Consider the following 228-nt stretch of genomic DNA (forward strand, 5'->3'; position numbering starts at 1 on the left):
GACGAGGGTGCGGGTTCGCGTCGTGTGCTGGGCGGTGAGGCGGAGGAGTTCGCGGCCGCGGTGGCCGGTGGGGCTCAGTTCGGGGCGGTCGGCAGGAAGGGTTCCGCGCTGGGGCTGGACGGTTCGTCGGGGTATGCGGCGACGGCGGGTCCGGTGGTGGACACGACGAAGTCGTTCTCGGTGTCGGCGTGGGTGAAGCTGGACGACAAGGACGGGAACTACACGTTC

Annotated in this window: 1 protein-coding gene; it reads left to right on the forward strand. The window is 70.2% G+C overall.

Annotated elements, in window-relative coordinates; all coding sequences use genetic code 11:
• Positions 1 to 228, forward strand: a 228-nt coding sequence (locus tag IF83_RS34415) for a LamG domain-containing protein (RefSeq protein WP_037682202.1), incomplete at both ends; no start/stop codon positions are given.

This window comes from Streptomyces albus subsp. albus (genome assembly GCF_000719865.1).
Classification (GTDB): domain Bacteria; phylum Actinomycetota; class Actinomycetes; order Streptomycetales; family Streptomycetaceae; genus Streptomyces; species Streptomyces albus_E.